The following is a 24,196-nucleotide window of genomic DNA, read 5'->3' on the forward strand; positions in this document are numbered from 1 at the left end:
GGCCCCGCCGTCGTGGCTGCCGAGGCCGCCCGTGGCGACGACGACGCGACGCGCGCCGGCGGTCACGGCGGCGCGCAGCAGCTCCCCCACGCCGGCGCTCGAGGCGGTGGTGGGCTGATCGGTGAGCTGGCGGCCGCAGGCCTGTGCGGCCTCGACGTACGCGGTGCCGTCGCCGTCGAGCAGCAGCGTGGCCGGCACCTGCCCGCCGTGCGGCCCCGACACGGTGACCGGCACGAGGTCGCCGCCGTGCGCCGCGAGCAGGACGTCGACGAAGCCGGGGCCGCCGGCCGACAGCGGGCAGGTCGTCACGACGTCCGTCGGCACCCTGTCGAGCCAGCCCTCGCGCATGGCCGCCGCGGCCTGCACGGCGGTGAGGGTGCCGGCGAAGGCGTCGGGGGCGATGAGCACGCGCACGGCCGCAGTCTGGCAGGGGGCGTCGACCCGCCCGGGTGTGGGTCGCACCACACCGTCGCCGACGCGCGCGGGGCCGGTGCGACACTGAGCGGATGACGACGAGCGCCCAGGCGCCTGCTGCATCCCCGGCCCGTGAGTTCGCGGAGCCCGCCCCCACCCCCGCGGCGCTGCTGCTGCTCGGCCGCGGTCGCGACCTGGCCAGCGAGCGGGGGGTCGAGTGCCCGGGCGACCTGCCCGCGCCGTCCGACCCGGGGCTGGTCGAGCGGGCCCGCGCGGCGAAGGCGGCGCTGGGCGACAGCGTGTTCGTGCTGGGTCACCACTACCAGCGCGACGAGGTCATCGAGTTCACCGACGTGACCGGCGACTCGTTCCGGCTGGCCCAGCAGGCGGCAGCGCGGCCCGAGGCGCCGTACGTCGTGTTCTGCGGCGTGCACTTCATGGCCGAGAGCGCCGACGTGCTGACCGGTGACCACCAGCAGGTCGTGCTGCCCGACCTGGCGGCCGGCTGCTCGATGGCCGACATGGCGGCGATCAGCCAGGTCGAGGACGCGTGGGACGACCTGGTCGACGCCGGCGTGGCGGACGACGTCGTGCCGGTGTCGTACATGAACTCGACCGCCGCGATCAAGGCGTTCACCGGCCGGCACGGCGGCACGATCTGCACCTCCTCGAACGCGAAGGTGGCGCTGGAGTGGGCGTTCGCGCAGCGCCCGGCCGGCCGCGCGAAGGTGCTGTTCCTGCCCGACCAGCACCTGGGCCGCAACACCGCGGTGCGCGACCTCGGCCTGTCGCTCGACGACTGCGTGCTCTACGACCCGCACAAGCCGCTGGGCGGCCTGACCCGCCAGCAGCTGGCCGACGCCCGGGTGATCCTCTGGCGGGGGCACTGCAGCGTGCACGGCCGGTTCACGCTGGACGCCGTCGCCGACGTCCGCTCGCGGGTGCCGGGCGTGCAGGTGATGGTGCACCCCGAGTGCCGGCACGAGGTCGTGCAGGCCGCCGACGAGGTGGGCTCGACCGAGCGCATCATCAAGGTGCTCGAGGCGGCGCCGGCCGGGTCGTCGTGGGCGCTCGGCACCGAGCTGAACCTGGTGCGCCGGCTGGCGCGGCAGCACCCCGACAAGCAGGTCGTCTTCCTGGAGAAGTCGGTCTGCTTCTGCTCGACGATGAACCGCATCGACCTGCCGCACCTGGTGTGGTCGCTCGAGTCGCTGGCCGCCGGGCGCGTCGTCAACCGCGTGCAGGTCGACGCCGACGTCGCGCACTGGGCCCGGGTGGCGCTCGACCAGATGCTCGCGCTGCCCGGCGTGACCTCGAAGGACTAGCGCAGACCGCCGAGGCGCTCGAGCAGCAGCGCCTCGGCGAGGCAGACGGTGGCGAACTCGCCCAGGTGCAGGCTCTCGTCGGCCCCGTGCGCGCGGGTGTCGGGGTCCTCGACGCCGGTGACCAGGATCGCGGCGTCCGGGAAGATCTCGGCGAACTCGGCGATGAACGGGATCGACCCGCCGATGCCCATGTCGACCGGGGCGGTGCCCCAGGCGTCGGCGAAGGCGGCGCGCGCGGCGTCGTAGGCGGGGCCGTCGACGTCGGCGGCGAACGCCTCGCCGAGCTCCTTCTGGGTCACCTCGACCTGCGCGCCCCACGGCACGTTCGCCAGCAGGTGCTCGCGCAGCGCGGTGAACGCCTCTGCGGCCGGCTGCCCGGGGGCGATGCGCAGCGACACCTTCGCCCGGCTGGTCGGCTGCAGGGTGTTCGAGGCGCGGGCGCTGGAGGGCACGTCGATGCCGACGACGGTCAGCGCGGGCCTGGTCCAGAGCCGGTCGAGCAGCGAGCCGGTGCCGATCAGCTCGACGCCGTCGAGCACCCCGGCGTCCGCCCGCAGCTCGGCCTCGTCGTACGGCAGGTCGGCGGCGGTGCCGGAGTGCAGACCCGCCACCGCGACCTCGCCGCGCTCGTCGTGCAGCGTGCCGAGCAGCCGGATCATCGCGGTCGTCGCGTCGAGGGCGGCGCCGCCGTACATGCCCGAGTGGACGGCGTGGTCGAGGGTGCGCACGTCGACGTACGCCTCGACGAGGCCGCGCAGCGTGGTGGTGAGCGCCGGCGTGCCGATCTTCCAGTTCATCGAGTCGGCCAGCACGAGGACGTCGGCGGTGAGCCGGTCGCGGTGCGCGCGCAGGATGCCGCCGAGCGAGGGCGAGCCGTCCTCCTCCTCGCCCTCGACGAAGACGGTGACGCCGACCGGCGGCCGCCCGTCGTGGGCCCGCAGCGCCGCCAGGTGCGCCATGACGCCGGCCTTGTCGTCGGCGGCGCCGCGGCCGTAGAGGCGGCCGTCGCGCTCGGCCGGCTCGAACGGCGGGCTGGTCCAGTCGGCGTCGTCGCCGGGCGGCTGCACGTCGTGGTGGGCGTAGAGCAGCACCGTGGGCGCGCCCTCCGGTCCGGCGAGGTGCCCGATGACCGCGGGTGCGCCGCCCTCGCGGACGATCTCGACGTCGAGCCCGGCCTGGCGCAGCAGGTCGGCGACGGCCTCGGCGCTGGCGTCGACGTGCGCCTGGTCGAAGGCCTGCGCCGAGACGCTCGGGATGCGCACCAGCCGCTCGAGGTCGGCGCGCACCCCCGGCAGCTCGCGCTCGACGGCGGCCCGCAGCTCGGCGAGGCGCTGGGGGTCGACGGACTGCTCGCTCGTGGCCATGCGGGCAACCCTATGGGGCCGTAGCGTCCTGGCCGTGAGCGAGCAGGCCGTGCAGCGGCGCCCCGATCCGCCCCCGGGGCAGCAGCCGGCCGAGCGCGAGGGCGGCGAGAGCTCGCTGACGGTCGTCGTCGCGCTGGCGGCCAACGCCGGCATCGCGGTCGCCAAGATCGTCGCCGCGGTCGTCTCCGGCTCGGCGGCGATGGCGGCCGAGGCGGCGCACTCGGTGGCCGACACCGCCAACGAGGTGCTGCTGCTGATCGCCCTGCGCCGCAGCACGAAGCCGCCCGACCGCAAGCACCCCTTCGGCTACGGGCCCGAGCGCTTCTTCTGGGCGTTCGTCGCCTCGGTGTCGATCTTCGTGTCGGGCGCGGTGTTCGCCGGCATGGAGGGCGTGCGGTCGCTGCTCGACGGCGGCGGCGAGGCCGGCGGCGTCTGGCTGTCGACGATCGTCATCGCGATCGGGTTCGTGCTGGAGGGCACCAGCTGGCTGCGCGCGGTGAACCAGGTGCGTGCGCAGGCCGCCGAGGAGCGGCAGAGCCTGCGCCGGCTGCTGAGCAGCACCGACGACCCGACCGTGAAGACGGTGTTCTACGAGGACTCCGCCGCCCTGGTCGGCCTGCTGCTGGCGCTGGCCGGCGTGTGGCTGCACCACTGGACCGGCTCCGGGGCGTACGACGCGATCGCCTCGCTGCTCATCGCGGCGACGCTCACGGTGGTCGCCTTCCTGCTGGCCCGCACCAACAAGGAGCTGCTCGTCGGCAGCCCCGCCGACCCCCGCCTCAGCCGCGAGATCGTCGCCTGGCTGGCCGAGCGCGACGAGGTCGACGCGGTGGTCGACCTGATGACGCAGCGCATCGGCACCGACCGGCTGCTGGTCTGCGCGCGGGTCGACTTCACCGACGGGCTCGACGCGCAGGGCGTCGAGCGCGGCGCGCTGGGCCTCGACCGCGACATGCGGGCGGCGTTCAAGGACGTCGTCGAGGTGTTCGTCGAGCCGGTACCGCGCCAGGACGAGCAGCTGCGCAGCGAGGTGCGCGACCGGTACGGCGAGCGGGTCGCCCAGCTGCTGGCCAGCACCGCCGAGCGCGCGGACGCGGACCAGCGGGCGCGCGGGCGCAGGTAGGCTCCTGGGGTGCTCGGACGACGCAAGCAGCCCGAGGCCCCCGTGCAGCAGGCACCGGCCGGCCCCGGCAAGAACAAGCCGACCCCGAAGCGGAGCGCTGCCGTCGCGGCGCGCAAGCAGCCGCTCGTGGCGGCGAAGCCGACCGGTCCGCGCGGCAAGCTGACCAAGGACCAGAAGGACGCGCAGCGCGTCGACCGGGCCAACGCCCGCGCGCGGATGATGGCCGGCGACGAGGCCTACCTGCCGGCCCGCGACAAGGGGCCGGTGCGCCGGTACGTGCGCGACGTGGTCGACGCCCGACGCAGCATCGGCGAGTACCTGCTGCCGCTCATGCTCGTCTTCCTCGTGCTCTCCTACGCCGGGCAGTCGCAGGCCACTCGCGGGTCGGCCGTGTTCACGGCGATCTTCGGGCTGATCTACCTGGTCGTCGTCGCCTCGGCGGTCGACGCGTTCCTCCTCGCCCGGCGGCTGAAGAAGGAGGTGAACGCGCGCTTCGGCGACGGCACCTGGTCGGGGCTGACCACGTACGCCGTGATGCGCACGTTCCAGATCCGCCGCACCCGGGTGCCCAAGCCCGGCGTCGACCGCGGGCAGCCGCCGCGCCGCTAGCCGCGCGAGCGGATCGACGAACCGACGAAGGGGCACGCCGGTGACGACGTTCGACAGCGGGAGGCAGCCGTGGCTGCGCCGCCAGGGGCTGCTGCGCAACGTGGTGCGCCAGCACGTGGTGACGCGGCAGCTGCAGGTGCACCTGCCCGCGGAGCCGGCGTCCGTGCTGGACGTCGGCGCCGGCCAGGGCACGCAGGCGATCGCCCTGGCGCAGGCCGGGCACGACGTGCTCGGCGTCGAGCCGGACGAGACGATGCGCGCGGCGTTCGCGGCAGCCGCGGCCACCCAGCCGCCCGACGTCCGGGCCCGGCTGCAGGTGGTCGACGGACGCCTCGGCGCGCTCGCGGAGGCGATCGGCGAGCGGCGCTTCGACGTCGTCTGCTGCCACGGCGTGCTGATGTACCTGCCGTCCTCGCGCGAGGCGGTCGTCGAGCTCAGCGACCTGGTCGCCCCGGGCGGCATCGTGTCGCTGCTCGCGCGCAACGCCGACGCGATGGCGATGCGACCGGCGCTGCGCGAGCAGTGGGCCGACGCGCTCGACCTGATGGACGCCGCCGCCGACGAGGTGCCGCGCTACGTCAACGAGCTCGGCGTGAGCGCCCGCGCCGACCGCCTGGAGGAGCTCGCGTCGTACGTCGCCGGGCGGCGGATGCACGTCGAGGCCTGGTACGGCGTCCGCGTGATGACCGACGGCGTGCCGTCGGACCGGCCGGTGCCCCGCGACCCGGACGAGCTGGCCGCGCTGCTCGCCGTCGAGGAGCGCGCCGGGCGCACCGACCCCTACCGCCGGCTGGGCACGCTGCTGCACCTGGTCGGTCGCCGGGCGGCGGTGCCGAGCGGCACGTAGCGTGGCAGGCATGGACTTCCGCTACCTCGGTGACTCCGGCCTGAAGATCTCGGAGATCACGTACGGCAACTGGCTCACCCACGGCTCGCAGGTCGAGCAGGACGTGGCCACCGAGTGCGTGCACGCCGCGCTCGACGCCGGCATCACCAGCTTCGACACCGCCGACGTCTACGCGAACGGCCGCGCCGAGGAGGTGCTCGGCGAGGCGCTGAAGGGGCAGCGGCGGCAGTCGCTGGAGATCTTCACCAAGGTCTACTTCCCCACCGGCCCGGGCGGCCCGAACGACACCGGCCTGTCGCGCAAGCACGTCAGCGAGTCGATCGACGCGTCGCTGCGCCGGCTGCAGACCGACTACGTCGACCTCTACCAGGCGCACCGCTACGACCACGAGACGCCGCTCGAGGAGACGATGCAGGCGTTCGCCGACGTCGTGCGGCAGGGCAAGGCGCTCTACATCGGGGTCAGCGAGTGGACGGCCGAGCAGCTGCGCGCCGGGCACGCCCTCGCCCGCGAGCTCGGGTTCCAGCTGATCTCGAACCAGCCGCAGTACTCCGCCCTGTGGCGGGTCATCGAGGCCGACGTCGTGCCCGCCTCGCGCGAGCTCGGCATCGGCCAGGTCGTCTTCTCCCCCATCGCCCAGGGTGTGCTGACCGGCAAGTACCAGCCGGGCGCCGAGCCGCCGGCCGGGTCGCGGGCCACCGACACCAAGGGCGGCGCCGACATGATCAAGCGCTACCTGCGCGACGACGTCCTCGAGCGGGTGCAGCGGCTGCGGCCGGTCGCCGACGACCTCGGCCTGTCGATGGCCGCGCTGGCCGTGGCGTGGGTGCTGCAGGAGGAGAACGTGTCGGCCGCGATCATCGGGGCGTCGAAGCCGGAGCAGGTGCGCGACAACGTGCAGGCCGCCGGCGTCCGCATCCCCGACGAGGCGATGGCCCGGATCGACGAGGCGCTCGGCGACGTCGTCGAGCGCGACCCCGGCTTCACCGAGCGGAACGCGCCGCGCACCCGGCTGGCCTGACGTGCCGGCGCTGACCCGGCAGGAGGCGGTCGAGCGGCGTGCGCTGCTCGACGTCACGCAGGTCGACGTCGACCTCGACCTGTGGGGCGCCGACGCCGTCGAGCTCACCGACGTCGAGTGCACCTCGACCACGACGATCCGCTTCACCTGCACGCGTCCCGGCGCCTCGACGTTCGTCGACGTCAAGCCGGTGCGGCTGCTCGAGGTCACCCTCGGCGGCGAGCCGCTCGACGTCTCGGCGCTTGACGACGGCCGGCTGCCGCTGACCGGGTTGCAGGCGTCGAACGAGCTCGTGGTGCGCGCGGTGTTCGCCTGCTCGCACACCGGCGAGGGGCTGCACCGGTTCGTCGACCCGCAGGACGACGGCGTCTACCTGTACACGCAGGCGTTCCTCGACGACGCGCCACGCTTCCTCGCCTGCTTCGACCAGCCCGACCTGAAGGCCGAGTGGCAGCTGTCGATCACGGCGCCGCCGCACTGGGTGGTGCTGGCGAACACCCGCGGACGCTCGACGGCACCCGGCCGCTGGGTCTTCGACCGCACGAAGCCGCTGCCGCCGTACCTCGTCGCGCTGGCGGCCGGCGACTACGAGGGGGTGCGCGAGCAGCACGACGGCATCGACGTCGGCGTCTGGGCGCGGCGGTCGATGGTGGGGTTCCTGCCCACCGAGCGGATGCTCGAGACCACCCGGCGCGGCCTGGACTGGTTCCACGGCCTGTTCGGGGTGCGCTACCCGTTCGGCAAGTACGACCAGGTGATGGTGCCGGAGTTCAACGCCGGGGCGATGGAGAACCCGGGGCTGGTCACCTTCCGCGACGAGCACTACCTGCCGCGCGGGGCGGTCACCGAGGAGGACCGGCTCGAGCTGGCCTCGACCCAGCTGCACGAGATGGCGCACATGTGGTTCGGCGACCTGGTGACCATGCGCTGGTGGGACGACCTGTGGCTGAACGAGTCGTTCGCCGAGTACCTGGGGTACCGGGCGGCCGCGGAGGCCGACGGCTTCGACACCGCGTGGACGACGTTCCTGGTGCGGCGCAAGGTCTGGGGCTACCACGCCGACCGCCTGTCGACGACGCACCCGGTCGCCCCCGAAGCCGTCGACGACACCGCCGCCGCGCTGCAGAACTTCGACGGCATCTCGTACGCCAAGGGCGCGTCGGCGCTGCGCCAGCTGGCGGAGTGGCTGGGCGACGAGGCGTTCTTCGGTGCGGTGCGCGAGCACTTCCGCCGGCACGCGTACGGCAACGCGACGCTGGCCGACCTGGTCGCCGAGCTGACCCGCACCAGCGGCCGCGACGTCGGCACCTGGGCCGACCAGTGGCTGCGCACCAGCGGGACGTCGACGCTGACGGCGCGCACCGAGACCGGCGACGACGGGCGGTGGACGGCGTTCTCGGTGCACCAGCAGTCGCCGGGACGCGACCGCCCCCACCGCCTGGGCATCGGGCTGCACGACCGCGTCGACGGCCGGCTCGTGCGGCGCGCCCTGCTCGCCGTCGAGGTCGACGCAGCCGCCGTGACACCGGTGCCCGCGCTCGTCGGCGAGCCCGCCGCCGACGTGGTGCTGGTGAACGACGGCGACCTGACCTTCGCGGCCACGCCGCCCGACCCGATGTCGCGAGCGGCGCTGCTCGACGACCCGACCGGGCTCGACCCGCTGGCCCGGGCGCTGGTGTGGACCTCGCTGTGGGAGCTCGTGCAGGACGGCGACCTCGCGCCGTCCGCGTACGCCGACACCGTGGTGCGGCGCCTGGGCGACGCCGACGCCGACGCGACCCTCGGATCGGTGCTACGGCACGCGCTGCAGGCGCTGGTCTGGGCGCAGCCGGCCAACCGCGCCTACGTCGCCGGCCGGCCGGCCGCCCCCGCGCTGGCCGCCGCCCGGGACGTCGGCGCCGACCACGACGGGCGGCTGACCTGGGCGCGCGCCTGGCTGCAGGTGACCGAGGACGCCCAGGCGCTGCAGCGCCTGCTGGACGGCGAGCCGCTGGGCGACGGGCTGCACCTCGACGTCGAGCTGCGCTGGCGGGTGGTGCGCCGCGTCGCGGCGCTCGGCGCGGCCGACGTGGCGCTGGTGGCCGCAGAGCTGCGGCGCGACCGGTCGTCTGGCGCAGCGCTGCACGCCCGAGCCGCCCGGGCGGCGGTGCCGAGCGCGGTGGCGAAGGCCTCGGCGTGGGCCGACGCGGTGGGCGGACGGTTGTCGAACCACGAGCTCGAGGCGACCGGGCGAGGGTTCTGGCAGCTGGGACAGGACGACCTGCTCGCGTCGTACGCGGGGCGCTACGAGACGGAGTACCCGCCGCTCGCGGGGCGCTCGTCGGCGCAGGTCACCGACACGTTCGGCCGGCTGCTCTTCCCGGCGCAGCGCGTGGAGCCGGGCACGGTCGACCTGGCCGAACGGCTGCTCGCCGGTGACCTCGGCACGACCGCCCGGCGGGTGGTGACCGAGTGCCGCGACGACGCCACCGTGGCGCTGCGCGCCCGCGCAGCCGACTGACCGCCGACTGATCCGGTCGGCGCGCGCGGGTCGGGCTGCTACTGGGCGGGGCGCAGCGACATCGGGCCGTAGACCTCGGCGTCGTGCTCGAGCAGCCGGACGGCGTCGACCCCGTGGTCGAGCAGCGTGCGCCACTCCTCGCCGAGCCAGCTCTCGGCGTCCGACTGCGTCGGGAAGGACCCGGTGGGGACGCCCTCGGGGGTGACGACCCGGCCGTCGGCGTCCTCGTACCTCCACGTCCAGGCGTCGCTCATGCGCTCGACCCTAGCGAGCACCGCCCGGCCCGGCGCGGTGGCGACCCGCTGCGAGGTCGGCCAGCGCGGCGGCGGTGCGCCAGTTGCGGCTGGTGCCGGTCGCGGCGAACCGCTTGTCGTGCCCGCGGGCGAGGAACGGCTGGCCCAGCCCGTTCGGCGTGCGCAGGTACACGTGGTCGCCGCGCACCACGGCGACCGCCTCGTTGACCAGGTGCTCGTGCAGCGCCGCCTCGCCGTCGGCCGTCATGGGCTCGAGCAGGTACGACACGCTGACTTGATCGGTGGTGTCGAACGGCAGCCCCTCGACGACCTCGCGCAGCCGGGCGGCGCTGCGCACGGCCGTCTCGACGGCGAACCCGAACCGCTCCTGCAGCGCCGGCTCGAGCAGGGTGCGCACCGCCGCGGGCGAGCGGTGCGCCGACCGGAAGAGCAGGTTGCCGCTGGCGATGTAGGTGCTGACGTCGTCGAGCCCCAGCCCCTCGGCCAGCGCCCGCAGGTCGGCCATCGGCACCGTGCGCCCGCCGACGTTGACCGCCCGCAGCAGCGCCACCCAGCTCGTCATGTCGCCGAGGGTGCCAGGCCGGCCACCTCGCCGACCACGACCACCGCGGGCGCCCGCACACCGCGAGCGGCCAGGTGCTCGGCGGCGTGCTCGAGCGGCGCCTGCTCGACACGCTGACCGGGCAGCCCGCCGTCCATCACCGCGACCACGGGCGTGCGCGGGGGCATGCCCTGACGCAGCAGCTCGGCGGCGATCTCGGGCAGCGACTGCACGGCCATGAGCAGCACCAGCGTCGTGCCGCCGCGTGCCAGGGCGCCCCAGTCGAGGGTGCTGCGCGGGTCGCCGGGTGGCACGTGCCCGGACACCACGGTGAAGCCCTGCGACAGCCCGCGGTGGGTCAGCGGCACGCCGGCCAGCGCCGGCGCGGCCAGTGCGCTGCTCACGCCGGGCACGACCTCGACCGGGACGCCGGCGGCGGCGCAGGCCTGGGCCTCCTCCATGCCGCGGCCGAACACGTACGGGTCGCCGCCCTTGAGCCGCACCACGAGGCGCCCGGCCAGCGCGTGCTCGACGAGGATCTCGTTGATCCGCTCCTGGGCCACGAACGGCCCGCGCGGCACCTTCGCGACGTCGACGACCAGCACCTCGGGGTCGAGGTCGTCGAGCGCCGGCAGCGGCGCCAGCCGGTCGACCACCACGACGTCGGCCTGACGCAGCACCTCCCAGCCGCGGCGGGTGAGCAGCCCCGGGTCGCCCGGCCCGCCGCCCACGAGCACCACGCGACCGCTGCCCTGCGCCGTGGGTCGTCCGGTGGCGCCGGCTCGGGCCGGGAGGGCACCGCGGCGCTGCACGTGCTCGACCGCCTCGGCAGCCACGTCGCGCAGGGCGGCCGCGCGCACCGGGTCGCCGCCGGCGTGCACGGCGAGCAGGGCGCCCCCGCCCGCGGGTGCGAGGGCCGGCATCCAGGCCGACGCCTCGGTGGCGTCGTCGGCGCGCAGGCAGAACGTGCGGGTGGCGTCGGCCTCGGCCAGCACCGCGGCGTTCACCGCCGCCACGTCGGTGCAGGCCAGCACCAGCCAGGCGCCGTCGAGGTCGCCGGCGGCGTAGGGCCGGCGCGACCAGCGCACCGCACCGCGCTCGGCGAGGTAGGCGAGCACGGGTACGGCGTCGGGGCTGACCAGGTGCACGTCGGCGCCGGCGTCGAGCAGGGCCTGCACGCGTCGCTGCGCCACCGGACCGCCGCCGACGACGACCACCAGCCGGCCCTGCAGCCGCAGGCCCATCGGCAGCACCGGCTGCGCGCCGCGTGCCGGTCGCAGCGACGCCGCGGGCTGCGGCGCTGCGAGGGGCCCCTCGGCGTGCGGCCCGGCATCGGTCGGGTCGGTCGGGTCGGTCGGGTCGGTCGGGTCGGTCACGGCCGGTCCTCCCTCGCCCGGCGCAGCGCGTCGAGGAACGCGTCGGTGACCTCGGGCGCGCGCACCGCCACCCGCAGCCAGTCGGGGCCGAGCCCCGGGAACGTGTCGCCGCGACGCACCGCGAAGCCCAGCGCGCGCAGCCGCTCCCGCACTGCGGCGCCGCCGGGCAGCTGCAGCAGGCCGAACGGGCCGGCGACGGGCTGCTCGACCTCGACGACCTGCGCGCGCGGTCCGGCGACCAGGTGCGTGCGGTGCGCCACGGTCTCGACCGCGGCGGCCTGCTGCCCGGCGATCGCGGCCGGCTGCACGCGACCCCGGGTGGCGAGCAGCGCCAGCGACGACACCGACCACGGCGGCTGCACCGCCCGGCAGGCGGCCACGACGTCGGCCGGGCCGAGCAGGTACCCGGCTCGCAGGCCGGCCAGCCCCCACGCCTTGGTCAGGCTGCGCGCGACCACGACGCCCGGCAGCTCGGCGGCGGCGACACCGGCCAGCGATCCGGGCTCGCCGGGCACCGCGTCGAGGAACGCCTCGTCGACGACGACCATCCGGCCCGGGCGGACGAGCGCCCGCACCGCCGCCGCGTCGTGCAGCACGGACGTCGGGTTGGTGGGGTTGCCCAGCACGACGAGGTCTGCGCTCGCGGGCACGGCAGCGGGATCGAGGCGGAAGCCGTCGGCCGCCTGCAGCAGCACGTGCTCGACCGCGTGGCCGGCGGTGCGCAGGGCCACCTCCGGCTCGGTGAACTGCGGGTGCACCACGACGGCGTGCCGCACGTCGCGGCCCGGACGCAGCGCGCGAGCCAGCAGGCTGAACGCCTCCGCCGCGCCGGAGGTCACCAGCACCTCCGCGACCGGTCGCGCGTGCCGCCGGGCGACCGCAGCGGTGGCGGCGGTGTCGTCGGGGTAGGCGCCGAGGTCGTCGAGGCCGGCGGCGAGCTGGTCGCGGAGCCAGCCGGGAGGACCGGGCCGCTGCACGTTCACCGCCAGGTCGACGAGCCCGGGGCCGACCTCGCGGTCGCCGTGGTGACGCAGCGGGCTGCCCGCCGCGACGTCGGGCGCGGCAACGTCGGGTGCGGCGACGTCGGGCGCGGCGACGTCGGTGACCGGCAGCGGGACGACCCGGCCAGCGGCTCGGCCCTGCCCGGGGTCGACGGGGCGGCGCCCCGGGCGCAGCACGGTGTCAGGCACCGGCGGGCTCCGTGACCTCGCGGCGGGCGGCGGCGGCGCGCGCCGAGCGGGCGGCGGCGATCAGGCGCTCGGCGGCCTGCGGCTGACCGGCCCAGTGCACGTGCAGGTAGCTGGCGTGCAGCGCGGCGCGTGCGAACCCCTCGGTGCGACCGCCGTACCCGAGGTCGTCGAACGTCCAACCGGCGTGCCAGCCGTCGACGAGCCCACCGTGGCCGGGCTCGACGGTCGTGCGGTGGAACTCGTGACCGGCCACCGGCTCGCCGGGAGCGGAGACCAACCCGGGAGCGCCAGCCGGTGTGCGCGCCACCCGGTAGCCGAGGGTGAGCCGCCCGCTCATCGCGGCGCGGCCCGGCACGGCACCGACCATCGGGTGGCCGCCGAGCTGCTCGCACAGGTAGAGCAGGCCGGCGCACTCGGCGACCACCGGGGTACCGGCCTCGACGGCGGCCGCGACGGCGTGGCGCAGCGGCGCGTTGGCCGACAGCTGCTCGGCATAGACCTCGGGGAACCCGCCACCCAGGTAGAGCGCGTCGGTGCCGGCGGGCAGCGCCTCGTCGCGCAGCGGGTCGACGTCGACGACCTCCGCCCCCGCGGCGGTCAGCAGCTCGTCGGTCTCGCGGTAGCGGAAGCTGAAGGCAGCGCCTCCCGCGCTGGCCACCCGCACCGGGCGACCGGTCGGGGGCCGCCGGGTGTCGGGGAGCTCGGCCGCCGCCTCCCAGGGTGCGACGTGCAGCGGCGGCGCGGAGCGGGCCACCCGCAGCACGGCGTCGAGGTCGACGCCGGCGGCGACGCGCTCGCCGAGCCGCTGCACGGCGGACGCCGCCTCGTCGGCGCGCTCGACGGCGGGCACCAGCCCGAGGTGCCGGCTCGGGGTGGCCAGCAGGTCGTCGCGGCCCAGCGAACCCAGCACGGGCACGCCGGTGGACCCGAGGGCCTCGCGCACCTCGTCCTCGTGCCGCGTGGTCGCCACCCGGTTCAGCACGACACCGGCCAGCCGCACCGCCGGGTCGAAGCGGGCGAACCCCAGCACCGTGGCGGCGACGCTGCGGCTGGCGCCGGAGACGTCGACGACGAGCACCACCGGCGCCTGCAGCAGCCGGGCCACGTGGGCGGTCGACGCCTCGCCGCGCCGGCCGATCGCGCCGTCGAACAGGCCCATGACGCCCTCGATCACGCTGACGTCGGCCGGCCTCGGGGTCAGCGCCCCGTGCACGAACAGGGGCGCCACCCGGTGCTCGCCCTGCAGCACGGGGTCGAGGTTGCGCGGGTGCCGGCCGTGGGCGACGGCGTGGTACCCGGGGTCGATGTAGTCGGGCCCGACCTTGTGCCCCGACACCTCGAGCCCACGGGTACGCAGCGCCGCCATGAGCCCGGTGGCGATCGTCGTCTTGCCGTGACCCGATCCGGGCGCGGCCACGACGAGCCGAGGCAGCTGCGGCACGGGCGCTCCCTCTGACGGACGGACGTGTCGCCGGTGGGCACCGGCCGGGCACGCCGACGGACCACGAGCGGCCGTCGGCGGTTCCCAGATACTTCCACAGCGGCCGCGGCCGGTAGCGTCGCCGTCGTGAGGGCTGTGGACGAGGCACCGACGTCCACCGGTGCGCCGGTGGACGTCGTGGGGATCGACCCAGGGGGCTGGCCCGCACTGGACGACGGCGCCCGCACCGTGCTCGCCGCGGCCGACGTCGTGCTGGGCAGCACCCGGCAGCTGGCCCTGCTGCCCGCGGCGGTCACCGCGACGCGCGTCGCCTGGCCGAGCCCCATGCTGCCGGCGCTCGACGCGCTGCTCGCCGAGCACGCCGGACGCCGGGTCGCGGTGCTGGCCAGCGGCGACCCGATGCAGCACGGCGTGGGTGCCACGCTGGCCGATCGGCTCGGTGCGGCGCGGCTCCGGGTGCACCCGCGACCGTCGAGCACCCAGCTGGCCTGCGCCCGGCTCGGCTGGGCGGTGCACGACGTCGCGGTCGTCAGCACCCTGACGCAGCCGGCCGACGCGGTCGTAGCCCACCTCGCGCCCGGCCGGCGGGTCGCCGTGCTGGTGCCGTCGGCGGCCGGCGTGGCAGCCGTCGCGGCGGTGCTGCGCGACCGCGGCTGGGCGGGCAGCACGGTGGTGGCGCTGAGCGACCTCGGCGGGCCCGCCGAGCAGGTCGCGGCCGGCACCGCCGCCGATCCGCCGTCCGCCGGTTCCGACCTGGTCGTCGTCGCCGTCGAGTGCGCGGCCGACCCCGGCACGGCGGCCCTCGGCCTCGCCGCCGGCCTGCCCGACGCCGCCTACGACCACGACGGCCAGCTCACCAAGCGCGACCTGCGCGCCACCGCGCTCGCCCGGCTGGCGCCGTCACCCGGCGAGCTGCTGTGGGACGTCGGGGCCGGCGCCGGCAGCGTCGGCGTCGAGTGGATGCGCGCCCACCCCTCCTGCCGCACGATCGCGGTCGAGCGCGACCCGGTGCGCGCGGCGCGGGTGTCGGCCAACGCCGCCGCGCTCGGCGTCCCCCGGCTGCGGGTCGTCGAGGGCTCGGCGCCGGCCGCGCTGGCCGACCTCCCGGCACCCGACGCCGTCTTCGTCGGCGGCGGCGCGACCGCGCCCGGCCTGCTCGACCGGTGCTGGGCGGCGCTCCGCCCGGGGGGCCGGCTCGTGGTGCACGCCGTGACGCTCGAGTCGGTCGAGGTGGTGCAGGCCCGGCAGCGCGCCCACGGCGGCGAGCTGACCCGCGTGCAGGTCGAGCACGCCGAACCGCTCGGGGGCTTCACCGTGTGGCGGCCCGCGCTCGCCGTCGTCCAGCTCGCCGCTCGCAAGGAGACCACGTGACCGTCCACTTCGTCGGCGCCGGACCAGGTGCCGCCGACCTGCTGACCGTGCGCGCCACGCGCCTGCTGGCCACCAGCCCGGTCTGCCTCTACGCCGGCAGCCTGCTGAGCGACGGCGTGCTCGAGCACTGCTCCCCCGGCACGCGCCTGGTCGACACCGCCGACCTGACGCTCGACCAGATCGTGGCGGTGCTGGTCGAGGCGCACGAGGCCGGTCACGACGTGGTGCGCCTGTGCTCGGGCGACCCGTCGGTGTGGAGCGCCCTGACCGAGCAGGTGCGCCGGCTGCGAGCGGCCGGCGTGCCGTACGACGTGACACCGGGCGTGCCGTCGTTCGCCGCGGCGGCCGCCCTGCTCGGCGTCGAGCTGACCGTGCCCGAGGTCGCCCAGACCGTCGTGCTGACCCGCACCCAGGCGCGCTCGACCGCCATGCCGGACGGCGAGCAGCTCGCCGTTTACGCCGCCACGGGGGCCACGATCGCGCTGCACCTGGCCGTGCAGCGGCTCGACGTGCTGGCGCCCGAGCTGGCCGAGCACCTCGGCGCCGACTGCCCCGTCGCGGTCGTGCACCGCGCCTCGCAGCCGCAGGAGCTGGTGCTGCGCGGCACGCTCGCCACCATCGCCGGCCAGGTGCGCGAGGCCGGGGTGCGGGCCGCGGCGGTGGTGCTGGTGGGGCGGGCGCTCGAGCCGGCCGACTTCCCCGACAGCCACCTGTACTCGGTGGCCCGGCAGCGATGACCCGGCGGCGATGAGCCGGTGACGCTGCTCGTCGTCGGCGGCACCGGCGAGGCGCGCGAGCTGGCGGCCGCGCTCGACGCCGAGGGGCTCCCGGTCGTCTCCTCGCTCGCCGGGGCCGTGACCCGGCCGCGGCTGCCGGCCGGTCCGGTGCACGTCGGCGGGTTCGGCGGCGCCACCGGGCTGGCGGACTGGCTGCGCGCGCACGACGTCACGGCCGTGGTCGACGCCAGCCACCCGTTCGCCGCCCGGATCAGCGCGAACGCGGTGCGCGCCACCCGCGAGGTGGGCCTGCCCCTGCTGCGCCTCGAGCGGCCGGCCCGGACGACGGGCGCCGGCGACCGCCGCGACGAGGTGCCGGACGTCGCCGCCGCGGCCGAGCGGCTGCCCGGCCTCGGCCGGTCGGCCCTGGTCACCACGGGACGGCGCAACCTGGACGCGTTCGCCGCGCTGACCGGTGTGCGGGTGCTGGCCCGCTGCGTCGACCCGCCGGGCGTCGTCGCGCCGCACGTCACCGTGCTGCTCGACCGCGGCCCCTACACCCTCGACGGCGAGCTCGACCTGTTGCAGCGCAACGGGATCGAGGTGCTGGTGACCAAGAACAGCGGCGGCGCGATGACCGCCGCCAAGCTCGAGGCCGCCCGTCGGCTCGGCCTGCCGGTGCTGATGGTGCGCCGTCCGCAGCCGCCGCCGGACGCGCGACCACCTGCGGTGGTCTGCGAGGTCGCGGACGCGCTGGCCTGGGCGCGCGAACGCCTCGCCGGCGGCTGATCGATCAGGCCGTGGGCGCCGGGGTGCCGGTGCCGCCCACCGCGACGAACTGCCGCAGCTGCGCCTCGGTGAACCAGCCGAGCGACCGGCCACCGAGCTCGAGCTGGTAGAAGCGCAGACCCGGCGGCACCGCGGCCACCGAGAACGCACGGGTGCAGGTGACGTCGGCCACCTGCGCGAGGGAGTCCATGGCGCCGAGCGCCACCACCCGGCCGGTCGCGTCGTGCACCACGACCTGTACCTGCGGCTGCGTGGGCAGCGACGACAGGGTGCCGTCACCGCTCTCGCAGGCGATGAGCGTGCCGTCGTCGCCGGCGTACTGCACGACGGCCCCGCGCACCTCGAACGGCGCGCTCTGCGCGGGGGTCGCGGAGCGGGACGACGACGAGCGCTTCTGGTCCGACGTCAGCCGGTACGTCGCGACGCCGCCGGCGACGGCGAGCAGCAGCACCACCGCCACGGCGGCCACGAGCAGCCGCCGCTGGCGGTCAGCCACGCGCCATCTCCTCGCGCACCATCGCGGCGAACGCGTCGATGTCGGCCTCGGTGGTGTCGAACGTCGTCATCCAGCGCACCTCGCCGGTGGCCTGGTTCCAGGTGTAGAAGTACGCGCGCTGCTGCAGCCGCGCGGTGACCTGCGGCGGCAGCACGGCGAACACCGCGTTGGCCTGCACCGGCTGGGTGATCTCGAGGCCGGGCACGTCGCGCACCGCGGCGGCCAGCCGCGCGGCCATGGCGTTGGCGTGCGAGGCGCTGCGCCGCCACAGGTCGCCCTCGAGCAGCGCGACGATCTGGGCCGAGACGAAGCGCATCTTCGACGCCAGCTGCATCGAGGACTTGCGCAGGTAGGCGGCGGCGTCGGTCGACACCACGGCGTCCGGGTTCAGCACCACGACGGCCTCGCCGCCGATGGCACCGTTCTTGGTGGCGCCGTAGGAGAGCACGTCGACGCCGGCGTCGGTGGTGATCTCGCGCAGCTCGCAGCCCAGCGAGGCGGCGGCGTTCGACAGCCGCGCGCCGTCGAGGTGCAGCACCAGGCCGCGCGAGTGCACGTGGTCGGCCAGGGCCCGCAGCTCGGCCGGCGTGTAGACGGTGCCGAGCTCGGTCGACTGGGTGATCGAGACCACCCGCGGCTGGGCCCGGTGCACGTCGTCGAGGCCGAACGCCTCGAGGTCGACCAGCTCGGGCGTGAGCTTGCCGTCGGGCGCGAACACCGTGAGCAGCTTCAGGCCGCCGACCTTCTCGGGTGCGGCGCACTCGTCTACCGTGATGTGCGCGGTGCGCGCGCAGACCACCGACTGCCAGCGGTGGGTGACGGCCTGCAGCGACACCACGTTGGCGCCCGTGCCGTTGAACACCGGGAACGCCTGCGCCTGCGCGCCGAACTGCCGGCGGACGACGTCCTGCAGCCTGGCGGTGTACGGGTCGTCCCCGTACGCCGTGACGTGCCCGCCGTTCGCCGCCGCCACCGCCGCGAGCACCTCGGGGTGCACGCCGGAGGCGTTGTCGCTGGAGAACCCGCGCCAGGTGGGGTCGTGCAGCGCCGGGGGCGCGGTGATGGGGTCGGTCAGGTCCGCGAGGGTTCCGGCGTCAGCCACAGACGGGCTCCGTTCAGGTCGCTGGCGGGGCGGTCCCAGAGCCCCGTGACGGCCCGGGCCACCTCGTCGATGTCGGTGAGGTTCGTGAACGCCGCGTCGGGGCGGTCCGCCCGCATCTGCGGGGTCACCAGGCCGGTGACCACGAGGGTCACGGCGGCCGCGGTCGGCACGTCCTTCCACGAGTGGGCGATCGCCTGGACCCAGGCCTCGGCAGCCGCCTTCGCCGCAGCGTAGCTGGCGTTCTTCTGCGTCGGCCGGTGGGCCTCCTTGGCCGAGACGATCACCAGCCGGGCGTCGTCCGAGGCGGTCAGGGCGGCGTGGAACGCCTGGCTCGTGGTCTGCAGGGTGCGCACCAGCAGCTGCTGCAGCAGGTCCCAGTCGGCGAGGTCGGCCTGCGCGAGCGGGGCGCCCCCGCGCCAGCCGCCCACCAGGTGCACGAGGCCGTCGACCCGGCCCCGGCGCGCGACGACGTCGACGCCCCACCGGGCGGTCGCGTCGGCGTCCAGCAGGTCGACCACCGTCGCGGTGGCGTCGCCGCCGACGCCCGCCACGCGGCCGGCGGCCTCCTCCGCGAGCGGGGCGGTGCGGTCGCAGAGCTCGACGGCGGCGCCGCGCCGGGCCAGCTGCTCGCAGACCAGCCCGCCGAGCGCTCCGCCGGCGCCGGTGACGACGACGACCCGCCCGGCGAGGTCGGCAGCGCTCACCGGCCGGACCCGGTGATGCCGGCAGTGGCGGTGACGACGTCGGCCAGCTTGCGGCGCAGCGCCTCGTAGAAGGTGTTCAGCGGGAACTCGTCGGCCATGACGGCGTCGTTCAGCGGCTTCACCGGGCCGTCGAGCGGCAGCGCCTCGACGCCCTTGGCCCAGGTGCTGCCCGGGTTCGGCTGGACGTACGTCGCGACGAGCTGGTGCGCCGCGAGCCAGTGCGCGACCCGCGACCGGTCGATGCCGTCGCTGTAGAGCCGCTCGACGTCGGCGCACAGGGCCGTGACGACGCCCGGCACCGCCGTCCAGTCGAGCTGCAGGGTGTTGTCGGTCCACTGCAGCGCACCGTGGCGGCGCAGGTAGGCGAACAGCAGCTGACCGCCGAGGCCGTCGTAGTTGCGCACCCGGTCGCCGGTGATCGGGAACCGGAACAGCCGGTCGAACAGGATCGTGTACTGCACCAGCCGGCCGAACGGCTCGCCCTCGCCCTCGAGGCGCACGGCCTCGCGGTACGTGGTGAGGTCGCAGCGCAGCTCCTCGAGCGAGTACATCCAGTACGGCATCCGCTGCTTGATCATGAACGGGTCGAACGGCAGGTCGCCGTGGCTGTGCGTCCGGTCGTGGATCAGGTCCCACAGGATGAACGCGTCCTGCGCGAGCTGCTGGTCGTCGAGCAGCCGGGCCGCGTCGGGCGGCAGCGCCAGCCCGAGCGTCTCGGACGCCGCGCGGCTGACGGCGCGGAACCGCGCGGCCTCGCGGTCGGCGAAGATGCCGCCCCAGGTGAAGCGCGGCGTCTCGCGCACGGCGACGGTCTCGGGGAACAGCACCGCGGAGTTGGTGTCGTAGCCCTCGGTGAAGTCGACGAACTGGATCGGCAGGAACATCGGGTTGTCGTAGCGGCGCTCGAGCCGCTCGACGTGCTCGGGCCAGGCGACCCGCACGATGACGGCCTCGAGGTCGCGGTCGGGGTTGCCGTTCTGGGTGTACATCGGGAAGACGACCAGGTGCTCGCAGCCGTCGACGCGCTGCAGCTCGGGGTGGAAGGCCACCAGCGAGTCGAGGAAGTCGGGCACGCCGAGGCCGCCGTCGCGCCAGGTCTCGAGGTCGCGCACGCACGCGGCCAGGTAGTCGGCGTCGTGCGCGAACTCCGGGGTGAGGGTGCGCACCGCGTCGGCGACCCGGGTGACGAGGGCCTGGGCGGCGGCGAGGTCGTGCTGCTCGGCGTCGACCGAGCCGTCCTTCGACTGCATCGTGCGCAGCTGCGTGATCGCGGCCTTCAGGTCGAGCCAGGCCGGGTGCTGCGCGATGCCGCGGGTGTCGCCGACGGTCGTGGGGTGCACGGCGTGGCCGGCCGACAGCCAGAACGCCAGGTTCTGCCACAGCGCCGCGTGGTCGAGCTCGCCGATCGAGTCGTCGCCGAACAGGTCGGAGTCGGCGGCCACGACGACGCGGCCGGCACCTGCCTCGACGGCGACGACGAGCGGCGCGCCGGCCGGGTCGGCGGTGGGGCTGGTGCGGGCCAGCACGCGGGCGGCGTCGGCGCCGCCCTCGTCGACGGACAGCCAGCCGGAGCGGTACGCGCAGACCTCCCGGACGCCGGCCAGCACGTCCTCGGCGCCGCGCGGCGGGCGGCCGGCGGGCAGGTCGGCCCGCACCCAGGTCGGCACGTCGTGCAGGTTGGCGCGGCGGTCCTGCACCGTGCCGTGCTCCAGGCGGACGCCGAAGCGCGCGACCAGCTCGGCCAGGTTGTTGCCGTACTTGTCCTGCTCGCACTCGGCCAGCACCACGAGCCCACCGCCCGCGCGCACCCAGGCCTCGACGGCGTCGAGCTCGGCGATGGTGAGCACCGGCGAGCCGGTGCGCGTCGTGCGCTCCCAGCGCTCGTCGGAGGGGTGCGCGAGCACCAGCACGTCGGCGTCGGCGAGCGTCTCGGCGCTCAGCGGCGCATCGACGTTCGGCTCGACGCTCATCCCCCGCCGGCGCAGCAGGTCGGCCGCGCGCAGGTATCCGGCGTCGTCGGGGTTGCCGGGGTTCATCCGCGCCACGACCTCGGGCCGCACGCTCCACGCCTGGCTGTGCGACTCGTCGAACAGCACGCGGGCGAACCCGGCACGGCCGGCGGCGGGCCCCTCGGCACCGGCCACCTGGTCGGCCTGGCTCCGGGACGGCAGCACGCTGGTCATGGGCACCTCCACAGCGACGGACAGATGTCTGCCTCAGAGCATGTCAGTCGACAGATCTTCCGGCAAGCTGCTGCTCCTGCTGTCGTTCTTCCGGCTCATCGGGGTACCAGCGGGGGGTGACCACCTGGCCGCCCGGCGTCCGGACCGTGCGCGAGGACCCGACCAGCAGCAGGCAGCGCATGTCGACCGTCTCCGGGTCGAGCGCGCCGAGCGGCACCACCCGCACCGACTCCTCCGGGCCACCCACGTCGCGGCCCACCACCACCGGCGTCGCAGGGTCGCGGTAGCGCAGCAGCACCGCCAGCGCCTCCCCCAGCTGCCAGGGCCGGGCCCGCGAGCGCGGGTTGTAGATCGCGATCGCCAGGTCGGCCGCGGCCAGCGCGTCGAGCCGGGCCGTGACGACGTCCCAGGGCTTCAACCGGTCGCTCAGCGAGACCACCGCGTGGTCGTGCCCGAGCGGTGCGCCCACCCTGCTGGCGACGGCCTGCGCCGCGGTGACGCCGGGCAGCACCCGCACCGGCACGTCGTGCCAGCGCTCGTCCGCCGCCTGCTCGACCACCGCGGCGGCCATCGCGAAGACCCCGGGGTCGCCGCCGGAGACCACGGCGACGCGGTGCCCCTGCCGGGCCAGCTCGAGCGCGAGGTCGGCGCGGTCGGCCTCCACGGTGTTGCCGGACGCGTGCCGCACCTGCTCGTGCCGGGTCAGGCCGGCCGGCACGCGGTCGAGGTACGTGCGGTAGCCCACCAGGTGGTCGGCGGCGCGCAGCGCGGCGGCCGCCTCGGGCGTCAACCACTGCTCCCCGCCGGGGCCGAGCCCCACGACGACCACCTCGCCGACCGCCGTCGCCGGCGGCGCCGGGCTCTCGACCGGCTGGGCGGTCACCTGGCCGGCGCGGGCCGCGACGGCCGGGCTGCTCACCATCGCCAGCGCGAAGTACGGCACCTCGCCGGGATCGACGTCGCGCAGCGCGGCGGTGCGCTGCTGCTGGGTCGACGCCCGCTCGACGTACCAGGCGGCCGGGCCGCGACCGGCGTCCTCGACGGCGCCGCGCACGGTCTCGAAGGTGCGGCCGAGCTTGAGCACCGCGGCGGCGTCGGCCGCGGCCAGGTGCCGGGCCAGCTGCTCGCGCGGCAGGGTGCCGGGCAGGATCGTCAGCACCTCGTCGCGCTGCACCAGCGGCCGGCCGAGCGCCGCGGCGGCCGCGCTCACCGACGTCACACCGGGCACGACCTGCGTCTCGTAGCGGTGGGCCAGCCGCTCGTGCGTGTACATGTACGAGCCGTAGAACATCGGGTCGCCCTCGCAGAGCACCACGACGTCGCGGCCGGCGTCGAGGTGCACCGACAGCCGCTCGGCCACCTCGTCGTAGAAGTCGACCATGGCGCCCTCGTAGCCACCGGGGTGGTCGGTGGTGCCCGTGGTCACCGGGTAGACCAGCGGCTCCTCCAGCGTGCCGGGCCGCACGTACGGGTCGGCGATGCGGCGGGCGATGCTGCGCCCGTGCGGGCCCGAGTGGAAGGCGACGACCTCGGCCGCCTCGACCAGCCGGGCGGCCTTGACGGTCACCAGCTCGGGGTCGCCGGGACCGAGCCCCACTCCCGCCAGCCGGCCGGTCACCGGATCTCCCGCTCGTCGGCGACGGCGTTGACGGCGGCCACCGCCATCGCGCTGCCGCCGCGGCGGCCGTGCACCACGAGGAACGGCAGGTCGCTCGCGGCCAGCGCGGCCTTCGACTCGGCCGCGCCGATGAAGCCGACCGGCAGCCCGAGCACCGCGGCCGGCCGCGGTCCCCCGCGGTCGATCTGCTCGAGCAGGTGGAACAGGGCGGTGGGGGCGTTGCCGATCGCGACGACCGCGCCCTCGAGCAGCGGGTCCCACAGCTCGAGCGCGGCGGCGCTGCGGGTGGTGCCGAGCCGCGCGGCGAGCGCAGGCACCGACGGGTCGCCGAGCGTGCACACCACCTGGTTGTCCGACGGCAGCCGGCTGCGGGTGACGCCGGCCGCCACCATCTGCGCGTCGCACAGCACCGGTGCACCCGCGCGCAGCGCGTCGCGCGCCGTGGCGACGACGCCGGGTGAGGCCTCGACGTCGGCGGCCAGGTCGACCATGCCGCAGGCGTGGATCATCCGGACGACGACCGTCGCCAGGTCGGCGTCGAACCGGCTCAGGTCGGCCTCGGCGCGGATGGTCGCGAACGAGCGGCGGTAGATCTCCGCGCCGTCGTGCACGTAGTCGTACGCCGGAGGCGCCGTCCCGTCACGGGTCGCTGCGGTGGTCTCGGTGGTGCTCACGCTGCTCCCAGCACGATCTCGCGGTGCGCGGTGGCCGGGCGGCCGCACCGGCGTGGACAGGCGGACAGGTGCACCGGCTCGTCACCGGACGCGCGGTCGGCGACGACCTGCTCGGCGAGCGCCCGGACGTCGCCGAGCGCCCGGCGGCAGGCCGGGGCGCCGACGCACGCGGTGACGCCGTCCCACGCTGAGCCGGGGGCGTCGAACCCCGGCCCCTGCAGCAGGGCCAGCGCCGCGGGCAGACCGTCGGGGTCGACGTCGCGCAGCACGACCTGCCGCCACGGGGTGACGACGACGCGCGCACGGAGCCCGGCGAGCTCGCGCAGGACACCCGCCTCGAGCCGCCCGAAGCGCGGCATCGCGGTGGGGACGCCGGGCGCAGGCGTGCCGACGGGCGCCCGGCCCGGCTCGACCTCGGCGGCCTGCGCGAGGCCGGCGTGCGCCGCGACCTGCCCGGGGGCGTCGACGCGCTCGTCGACGAACGCCGCGGCGAACCGCAGCAGCTGCGCCGGGACGTCACCGCGCACGGCGACAAGTC

General features: G+C 76.0%; 22 protein-coding genes and 1 pseudogene. 9 read left to right on the plus strand and 14 right to left on the minus strand.

All coding sequences use genetic code 11. The features are described 5' to 3' along the window. On the minus strand, positions 1-414 hold a 414-nt coding region (locus ACYVI6_RS12290), incomplete at its 3' end, for a glycerate kinase (protein WP_460446648.1). Positions 415-506: 92 nt separating this feature from the next. Here ACYVI6_RS12290 and nadA point away from each other — a divergent pair. Beyond that, the gene (gene nadA, locus ACYVI6_RS12295; protein WP_460446649.1) at positions 507-1,739 is read left to right on the plus strand and encodes a quinolinate synthase NadA; all 1,233 of its coding nucleotides are present in this window, start codon (positions 507-509) and stop codon (positions 1,737-1,739) included. Here nadA and ACYVI6_RS12300 read toward each other — a convergent pair. Beyond that, on the minus strand, positions 1,736-3,103 hold the full coding sequence (locus tag ACYVI6_RS12300) for a M20/M25/M40 family metallo-hydrolase (protein ID WP_460446650.1): 1,368 nt from the start codon (positions 3,101-3,103) through the stop codon (positions 1,736-1,738). The two genes, nadA and ACYVI6_RS12300, sit on opposite strands and share 4 nt — an antisense overlap. A 34-nt stretch (positions 3,104-3,137) precedes the next feature. On the opposite strand from ACYVI6_RS12300, the gene ACYVI6_RS12305 reads away from it, so the two are divergent. The 5 genes from ACYVI6_RS12305 to pepN are packed head-to-tail and all read left to right on the plus strand — an operon-like array spanning position 3,138 to position 9,203. Continuing rightward, entirely contained in the window at positions 3,138-4,226 is a 1,089-nt protein-coding gene (locus ACYVI6_RS12305) for a cation diffusion facilitator family transporter (RefSeq protein ID WP_460446651.1), read from the plus strand. Between the two features lie 9 nt (positions 4,227-4,235). Continuing rightward, on the plus strand, positions 4,236-4,835 hold the full coding sequence (locus ACYVI6_RS12310; protein ID WP_460446652.1) for a DUF3043 domain-containing protein: 600 nt from the start codon (positions 4,236-4,238) through the stop codon (positions 4,833-4,835). Positions 4,836-4,875: 40 nt separating this feature from the next. Next, positions 4,876-5,682: a class I SAM-dependent methyltransferase gene (locus tag ACYVI6_RS12315; protein ID WP_460446653.1), complete on the plus strand. Its 807-nt coding sequence runs from the start codon at positions 4,876-4,878 to the stop codon at positions 5,680-5,682. Positions 5,683-5,692: 10 nt separating this feature from the next. Next, the gene (locus ACYVI6_RS12320) at positions 5,693-6,703 is read left to right on the plus strand and encodes an aldo/keto reductase family protein (RefSeq protein ID WP_460446654.1); all 1,011 of its coding nucleotides are present in this window, start codon (positions 5,693-5,695) and stop codon (positions 6,701-6,703) included. A gap of 1 nt (position 6,704) precedes the next feature. After that, positions 6,705-9,203: an aminopeptidase N gene (pepN, locus tag ACYVI6_RS12325; protein WP_460446655.1), complete on the plus strand. Its 2,499-nt coding sequence runs from the start codon at positions 6,705-6,707 to the stop codon at positions 9,201-9,203. Positions 9,204-9,241: 38 nt separating this feature from the next. Here the strand turns inward: pepN and ACYVI6_RS12330 are convergent, their stop codons facing one another. The 5 genes from ACYVI6_RS12330 to ACYVI6_RS12350 all read right to left on the minus strand — a co-directional run bounded on the left by ACYVI6_RS12330 (position 9,242) and on the right by ACYVI6_RS12350 (position 14,005). After that, positions 9,242-9,457, minus strand: coding sequence for a hypothetical protein (locus ACYVI6_RS12330; RefSeq protein WP_460446656.1), 216 nt, complete (start codon positions 9,455-9,457; stop codon positions 9,242-9,244). A 10-nt stretch (positions 9,458-9,467) separates the two neighbouring features. Beyond that, a complete protein-coding gene (locus ACYVI6_RS12335) occupies positions 9,468-10,019 on the minus strand; it encodes a DUF1697 domain-containing protein (RefSeq protein ID WP_460446657.1) in 552 nt (183 codons plus the stop codon). After that, positions 10,016-11,242, minus strand: a complete 1,227-nt coding sequence (gene cobA, locus ACYVI6_RS12340) for a uroporphyrinogen-III C-methyltransferase (RefSeq protein WP_460446668.1) — start codon at positions 11,240-11,242, stop codon at positions 10,016-10,018. Before cobA ends, ACYVI6_RS12335 begins: the two co-directional genes overlap by 4 nt. A gap of 128 nt (positions 11,243-11,370) precedes the next feature. Continuing rightward, positions 11,371-12,408, minus strand: coding sequence for an Rv2231c family pyridoxal phosphate-dependent protein CobC (gene cobC, locus ACYVI6_RS12345; RefSeq protein ID WP_460446669.1), 1,038 nt, complete (start codon positions 12,406-12,408; stop codon positions 11,371-11,373). Positions 12,409-12,556: 148 nt separating this feature from the next. Beyond that, complete coding sequence (locus ACYVI6_RS12350; protein ID WP_460446658.1) at positions 12,557-14,005, minus strand: cobyrinate a,c-diamide synthase; 1,449 nt, start codon at positions 14,003-14,005, stop codon at positions 12,557-12,559. Between the two features lie 126 nt (positions 14,006-14,131). Between ACYVI6_RS12350 and cbiE the strand changes: the two genes are divergently transcribed. The 3 genes from cbiE to ACYVI6_RS12365 are packed head-to-tail and all read left to right on the plus strand — an operon-like array spanning position 14,132 to position 16,881. Next, the gene (gene cbiE, locus ACYVI6_RS12355; RefSeq protein WP_460446659.1) at positions 14,132-15,376 is read left to right on the plus strand and encodes a precorrin-6y C5,15-methyltransferase (decarboxylating) subunit CbiE; all 1,245 of its coding nucleotides are present in this window, start codon (positions 14,132-14,134) and stop codon (positions 15,374-15,376) included. Next, positions 15,373-16,113, plus strand: coding sequence for a precorrin-4 C(11)-methyltransferase (gene cobM / locus ACYVI6_RS12360; RefSeq protein ID WP_460446660.1), 741 nt, complete (start codon positions 15,373-15,375; stop codon positions 16,111-16,113). Before cbiE ends, cobM begins: the two co-directional genes overlap by 4 nt. A gap of 18 nt (positions 16,114-16,131) precedes the next feature. After that, the gene (locus ACYVI6_RS12365) at positions 16,132-16,881 is read left to right on the plus strand and encodes a cobalt-precorrin-6A reductase (protein ID WP_460446661.1); all 750 of its coding nucleotides are present in this window, start codon (positions 16,132-16,134) and stop codon (positions 16,879-16,881) included. Between the two features lie 4 nt (positions 16,882-16,885). Here the strand turns inward: ACYVI6_RS12365 and ACYVI6_RS12370 are convergent, their stop codons facing one another. The 7 genes and pseudogenes from ACYVI6_RS12370 to ACYVI6_RS12400 form a co-directional block, all read right to left on the minus strand. Beyond that, positions 16,886-17,377 (minus strand): hypothetical protein, encoded by a 492-nt coding sequence (locus tag ACYVI6_RS12370; RefSeq protein WP_460446662.1) that lies wholly within the window; start codon positions 17,375-17,377, stop codon positions 16,886-16,888. Further along, positions 17,370-18,479 carry a threonine aldolase family protein gene (locus ACYVI6_RS12375; RefSeq protein ID WP_460446663.1) on the minus strand — a complete coding sequence of 370 codons (1,110 nt, stop codon included), beginning with the start codon at positions 18,477-18,479 and terminating at the stop codon, positions 17,370-17,372. Before ACYVI6_RS12375 ends, ACYVI6_RS12370 begins: the two co-directional genes overlap by 8 nt. Next, positions 18,449-19,183 (minus strand): SDR family NAD(P)-dependent oxidoreductase, encoded by a 735-nt coding sequence (locus tag ACYVI6_RS12380; protein WP_460446664.1) that lies wholly within the window; start codon positions 19,181-19,183, stop codon positions 18,449-18,451. Before ACYVI6_RS12380 ends, ACYVI6_RS12375 begins: the two co-directional genes overlap by 31 nt. Then, entirely contained in the window at positions 19,180-21,366 is a 2,187-nt protein-coding gene (locus ACYVI6_RS12385) for a DUF6421 family protein (protein WP_460446665.1), read from the minus strand. The genes ACYVI6_RS12380 and ACYVI6_RS12385 overlap by 4 nt, the downstream gene beginning before the upstream one ends. Before the next feature lie 43 nt (positions 21,367-21,409). Further along, positions 21,410-22,984 (minus strand): precorrin-3B C(17)-methyltransferase, encoded by a 1,575-nt coding sequence (gene cobJ / locus ACYVI6_RS12390; RefSeq protein ID WP_460446666.1) that lies wholly within the window; start codon positions 22,982-22,984, stop codon positions 21,410-21,412. Further along, positions 22,981-23,658 carry a precorrin-8X methylmutase gene (locus tag ACYVI6_RS12395; protein ID WP_460446667.1) on the minus strand — a complete coding sequence of 226 codons (678 nt, stop codon included), beginning with the start codon at positions 23,656-23,658 and terminating at the stop codon, positions 22,981-22,983. Before ACYVI6_RS12395 ends, cobJ begins: the two co-directional genes overlap by 4 nt. Continuing rightward, positions 23,655-24,196: pseudogene (locus tag ACYVI6_RS12400) on the minus strand (hypothetical protein); the annotation flags it as partial. The gene ACYVI6_RS12395 and the pseudogene ACYVI6_RS12400, both read right to left, overlap by 4 nt.

Source organism: Angustibacter aerolatus (assembly GCF_054776675.1).

Excerpts from the sequence above, each read along its gene's own strand:
- nadA (WP_460446649.1), top strand. The coding sequence starts at position 507 with ATGACGACGAGCGCCCAGGCGCCTGCTGCATCCCCGGCCCGTGAGTTC.
- ACYVI6_RS12300 (WP_460446650.1), bottom strand. The coding sequence starts at position 3,103 with ATGGCCACGAGCGAGCAGTCCGTCGACCCCCAGCGCCTCGCCGAGCTG.
- ACYVI6_RS12320 (WP_460446654.1), top strand. The coding sequence starts at position 5,693 with ATGGACTTCCGCTACCTCGGTGACTCCGGCCTGAAGATCTCGGAGATC.
- ACYVI6_RS12330 (WP_460446656.1), bottom strand. The coding sequence starts at position 9,457 with ATGAGCGACGCCTGGACGTGGAGGTACGAGGACGCCGACGGCCGGGTC.
- ACYVI6_RS12335 (WP_460446657.1), bottom strand. The coding sequence starts at position 10,019 with ATGACGAGCTGGGTGGCGCTGCTGCGGGCGGTCAACGTCGGCGGGCGC.
- cobA (WP_460446668.1), bottom strand. The coding sequence starts at position 11,242 with ATGGGCCTGCGGCTGCAGGGCCGGCTGGTGGTCGTCGTCGGCGGCGGT.
- ACYVI6_RS12385 (WP_460446665.1), bottom strand. The coding sequence starts at position 21,366 with ATGACCAGCGTGCTGCCGTCCCGGAGCCAGGCCGACCAGGTGGCCGGT.